Source organism: Mycetohabitans sp. B2 (assembly GCF_021733735.1).
GTDB lineage: Bacteria > Pseudomonadota > Gammaproteobacteria > Burkholderiales > Burkholderiaceae > Mycetohabitans > Mycetohabitans rhizoxinica.
This window is the reverse complement of record NZ_JAHKSP010000145.1, coordinates 1-494: the sequence shown is the minus strand read 5'-3', so window position 1 is coordinate 494 and position 494 is coordinate 1. Positions and strand designations below refer to the sequence as shown.

1 protein-coding gene is annotated in these 494 nt (G+C 62.8%); it reads right to left on the bottom strand.

Annotation, left to right across the window (positions count from 1 at the left end; genetic code table 11):
- Positions 1-494: condensation domain-containing protein (locus KPG66_RS17140; RefSeq protein WP_237071646.1), on the bottom strand; the 494-nt coding region annotated here is incomplete at both ends.

The window sequence follows — 494 nt, the reverse complement described above, 5'->3', positions numbered from 1 at the left end:
CCGACGTGCCGCTCGATCGTCGCGCGGTCAAACAACGCGCTCGCATAGCCCAATGCGCCAACAATTTCGTTGCCCGACTCGTGTAGCCCCAATTCCAGGTCGAACTTGATCGGATTGTCACCAAGCTCGGTCGGGGTGAGCGTGAGATCCGGCAGGCACCAATGCTCTGTCTGCGCCCCCTGCCACGCAAACATCACTTGAAACAGCGGTGTGTGATTGAGCCGGCGCGGCGGCTGCACGATCTCCACCACCTGCTCAAACGGCAGATCCTGGTGCATTTGCGCTTCAAGCATCGTGCGCCGCACGCGCTCCAGCAGCTGCGTCGTCGTCGGCTCACCGGACAGATCCACACGCAGCGCCAGTGTATTAACAAAGAAGCCAATTAGCGGCTCGATCGCTGGGTGGCCGCGGTTCGCGCTGGGCGTACCAATGACCAGATCGTCTTGCCCCGACAGGCGCGCCAGCACCGCGCTCCACGCCGCCAGCACCGTCAT